Origin of the sequence: Streptomyces silaceus (assembly GCF_001419745.1) — a bacterium.
In the GTDB taxonomy this organism is placed as follows: Bacteria; Actinomycetota; Actinomycetes; order Streptomycetales; family Streptomycetaceae; genus Streptomyces; species Streptomyces silaceus.
Genome location: NZ_LIRJ01000606.1, coordinates 1 through 3,943 on the forward strand (window position 1 = coordinate 1; position 3,943 = coordinate 3,943).

Consider the following 3,943-nt stretch of genomic DNA (forward strand, 5'->3'; position numbering starts at 1 on the left):
CGCCCTTGGGGCGGCCGGTGGTGCCCGAGGTGAAAATGATGTCGGAGGGGTCGGAGCCGTCGACGGCCTCCGCCCGCGCGCGGACCGTGTCGGCGTCCACCGCGTCGCCGCCGGCCAGGAAGTCCTTCCAGGTGCGGAAGTCGTCCGGGGCGTCGTCGGAGAGGACGACCACCTGCTCCAGGTGCGGCAGCGCAGGCAGCGGCCCTTCGCCCGGCCCGTCGGCGGCGGCGCGGCGCAGCGAGGCGACGTACGACGTGCCGAGGAACGTCCCGGTGACGAAGAGGAGTTTCGCGCGGCTGCGGGCGAGGACGTACGCGGCCTCCGTCCCCTTGAAGCGGGTGTTGAGGGGGACGAGGACGGCGCCCGCCGAGACCGCGCCGAGGGCGGAGACGATCCAGTCGAGGGTGTTCGGTGCCCAGACGGCGACGCGGTCGCCGGGCTCGACGCCGCTCGCCACGCAGGCGGCCGCGGCGCGCGCCACGCGCTCGCCGAGCTCCCGGTACGAGACGCGGGTACGCCCCTCGACGACGGCCTCCCGCTCGCCGAACCGCTCGGCGGCCGCCCGGACGAGGCCGGGGATGCTGCCCCACACCAAGTCGCCGCGCATCGCCTGCCGTTGGCCGGCCGAATCCACCGGATCCCCCAGGTCGCCGCGCATAGCAAGCCCTCCCGACGCAGTAGCTGACTATCCGTCAGATTAGCTGTAGCCTGACGCGCTGTCAGCAGTCGGGACACGCTCGCGACACGGCGGAGGTCCGTTGCCCATGGCTTCAATCAAGGACGCTACAGCGATCGTCGGGATCGGCCAGACCCCGTTCGCCAAACAACTCCCGGAGAGCGAGAAGGCGTTGGCCTGCCGGGCCATCGTCGCCGCCCTCGACGACGCGGGCATCGCCCCGTCCGAGGTCGACGCCTTCGCCTCGTACACGATGGAGGAGACCGACGAGGTCGAGGTCGCCAAGGCCATCGGCGCGGGCGACGTCACCTTCTTCAGCAAGGTGGGGTACGGCGGCGGCGGGTCCTGCGCGACCGTCGCGCACCTCGCCGCCGCCGTCGCCACCGGGCAGGCGAGCGTCGGCGTCGCCTGGCGCTCGCGCAAGCGGGGCAGCGGGCCGCGCCCCTGGAAGAACACCGCCGTCCAGCTCCCCACGCCGGGCCAGTGGACGCGCCCCTTCGGCCTGCTGCGGCCCGCCGACGAGATCGCGATGCTGGCGCGCCGCCATATGCACGAGTACGGCACGACCCGCGACCACCTCTTCAACGTCGCGCTCGCCTGCCGCAACCGCGCCAACCAGAACCCCGCCGCGATCATGTACGAGCGCCCGCTGACCCGCGACATGTATATGACCTCGCGCTGGATCAGCGAGCCGCTCTGCCTCTTCGACAACTGCCTGGAGACGGACGGGGCGTTGGCGTGCGTGATCGTGTCCGCCGAGCGGGCGCGCGACTGCCGGCAGCGGCCCGTGTACGTCCACTCCACGGCGCAGGGCCTGCCCGCGCAGCACCACGGGATGGTCAACTACTGGAACGACGACCCGCTCTCCGGACCCGCCTGGACGGCGGCCCGACACCTGTGGAAACAGGCCGACTTCGGCCCGCAGGACGTCGACGTCGCCCAGATCTACGACGCGTTCACCCCGCTCATCCCGCTCTCCCTGGAGGGCTACGGCTTCTGCGGGCGCGGCGAGGGCGGCGCGTTCACGGAGGGCGGCGCCCTGGAGAGCGGCGGCCGGCTGCCGATCAACACGGGCGGCGGCGGCCTCTCGGAGGCCTATGTGCACGGCTTCAACCTCATCAACGAGGGCGTGAAGCAGCTGCGGGGCACGTCCACGGCACAGGTGCCGGACGCGTCGACGTGCCTGGTGACGGCGGGCGAGGGCGTCCCGACGTCGGCGATCCTCCTGAGGTCGTGAACCGGCGCAGGCGACGGCGCCCCGTCAGGGGCGCGGGAACTGTGCGACAAGCCACTTCACATCCGCATCCGGCAAGGGACGATCACATGGCAGACGCGACGACCGAACCACTCCTGACCCCGACCCCCGACGACGACGGCGCCCCCTTCTGGGAGTACGCCGCCCGAGGCGAACTGCGGATCCAGGCCTGCGCGAACACCGCCTGCGGCGAACTCCGCTTCCCGCCCCGCCCCTGCTGCCCCCACTGCCAGTCCTTCGACAGCGAGTGGCGCAGGATGAGCGGCCGCGGCCGCATCTGGTCGTACGTGTTCCCGCATCCGCCCCTGCTGCCCGCCTACGCCGAGCAGGCCCCGTACAACGCGATCATCGTCGAACTGGCCGACGCCCCGCGGATCCGCCTCGTCGGCAACCTCGTCACGGCGCCCGACGCCCCGCTGAACTCGGTGGACCCGGAGCGGCTGCGCATCGGCGCGAAGGTGCAGGTCGTCTTCGCGGAGGTCGGCGGGGTCGTCGTCCCGCGCTGGATCCTGGAGCGGCCGTGACGCCCCGGCCCCCTGCCCAGGCCCCGGCCCCTCCACCGGAGGGCGCGCTGCGCACGGCGGTCGACAAGGAGACGGGCGTGGCGGTCCTGACCCTGGACCGGCCCGAGCGGCACAACGCGATCGACCTGGCGACGGCGGCCGAACTGGCCGCGGCCTGGCGGGGGTTCCGCTTCGACGACACCGTGCGGGCGGTGGTCGTGACGGGCGCGGGCGAGAAGGCGTTCTGCACCGGCATCGACCGCGGCGCCGAGGTGCCGCAGCCCAACTCCCCGTACACGATCGACGATCCGCTGATCGCGATCGGCCCGAAGGCGAACGACCTGTGGAAGCCGGTGATCGCCGCGGTCAACGGCATGGCGTGCGGCGGGGCCTTCTACCTGCTGGGCGAGGCGGAGTTCGTCGTCGCGGACGAGCGCGCCACGTTCTTCGATCCGCACACCACGTACGGCATGGTCAGCGCGTACGAGACGATCCACATGGCGCAGCGCATGCCGTTCGGCGAGGTCGCGCGGATGGCGCTGATGGGGACGGCGGAGCGGGTCTCGGCGCGGCGCGCGTACGAGACGGGGCTCGTCTCCGAACTGACGCCCCCTGGTGAGGTGTTGGCGGCGGCGAAGCGGGCCGCCGAGACCATCGCGTCGTATCCGACGGAGGCGGTGCAGGGCACGGTGCGGGCGGTGTGGTCGGCGAAGGAGGCGGCCCGCGCGCAGGCGCTGGCGCACGCGCCGCACCTGATCGCGCTGGGCAATCTGCCGCCGGAGCGGCAGGCGGAACTGTTCGCGGCGCGGCGCGGGTCGGCCGGGTCCACCGGGGGTGCCTCTTTCCGTACGCGCTGAGCCGGTCCGTCGGCATACGCCGGTATACGCCGGTGCGCAGGTATACGCCGGGTCAGCCGCGCGGCTCGGCGATGCGAGGAGCCCGGCTCTTGGGGGAGCCGAGGCTGACGGCGCGGGCGTCGCCGGGCTCGTCGCGCATGGAGGTTGGCGGGCGCTGTGTTCTTCGCGACGGTCGTCTGGTCGGCCGTCGCGGTGGTCCACGAGGGCCGGTGTGGTCGCCTGGCGGGGTTCACGCACTCGGCGTAGCGTCGATCTTGAGAGACGCCCCATGAGGAGGCCCGACATGGTCCGCAACGTCCTCGGGTCGATCCTCGCTCTCATCGGAGCGACGGCCGCCGTCTGGAGCCCCTTCCAAGCCTGGTACGACGGCCGTCACGGACGCCACTTCCGCCTCGACGAACTGTTCTCCGGCGCCGGGATCACCGACGCGCGGGCGGAACTCTTCGGCTCGCTGTTCCTTCCCTTCGCCTTCGCGGCGCTGCTCACCCTGGTGGGTGTGCTGCTGCGGTCGCGGCTGATGGTGGGGTGCGCGGGGGTGGTCGTGCTGGGCTTCACGGTGCTGTGGATGGTCCGCCAGGGGCAGGCGGAGGGCTCCCTCACCGTCGCCGGTGACGGGTCGGGGCTCGGGCAGGGGGTGCTGAACGGGTTCGGG

General features: G+C 72.8%; 4 protein-coding genes and 1 pseudogene. 4 read left to right on the top strand and 1 reads right to left on the bottom strand.

The genetic code is table 11. The annotated features are described in order from the left end of the window. Window positions 1-607, bottom strand: a 607-nt coding sequence (locus AOK22_RS37530) for an AMP-binding protein (protein WP_157872418.1), incomplete at its 3' end; no start/stop codon positions are given. A gap of 157 nt (window positions 608-764) precedes the next feature. Between AOK22_RS37530 and AOK22_RS37535 the strand changes: the two genes are divergently transcribed. From AOK22_RS37535 to AOK22_RS37550, 4 genes and pseudogenes are all read left to right on the top strand, one after another. Next, entirely contained in the window at window positions 765-1,913 is a 1,149-nt protein-coding gene (locus tag AOK22_RS37535; RefSeq protein WP_055703132.1) for a lipid-transfer protein, read from the top strand. Window positions 1,914-1,999: 86 nt separating this feature from the next. Then, a complete protein-coding gene (locus AOK22_RS37540; RefSeq protein ID WP_055703133.1) occupies window positions 2,000-2,455 on the top strand; it encodes a Zn-ribbon domain-containing OB-fold protein in 456 nt (151 codons plus the stop codon). Between the two features lie 47 nt (window positions 2,456-2,502). Then, complete coding sequence (locus AOK22_RS37545) at window positions 2,503-3,291, top strand: enoyl-CoA hydratase/isomerase family protein (RefSeq protein ID WP_055703134.1); 789 nt, start codon at window positions 2,503-2,505, stop codon at window positions 3,289-3,291. A gap of 283 nt (window positions 3,292-3,574) precedes the next feature. Then, window positions 3,575-3,943: pseudogene (locus tag AOK22_RS37550) on the top strand (hypothetical protein); the annotation flags it as partial.

What these genes read in the sequence shown, in the direction of transcription:
- AOK22_RS37535 (WP_055703132.1), top strand. Translation starts at nt 765, where the DNA reads ATGGCTTCAATCAAGGACGCTACAGCGATCGTCGGGATCGGCCAGACC.
- AOK22_RS37540 (WP_055703133.1), top strand. Translation starts at nt 2,000, where the DNA reads ATGGCAGACGCGACGACCGAACCACTCCTGACCCCGACCCCCGACGAC.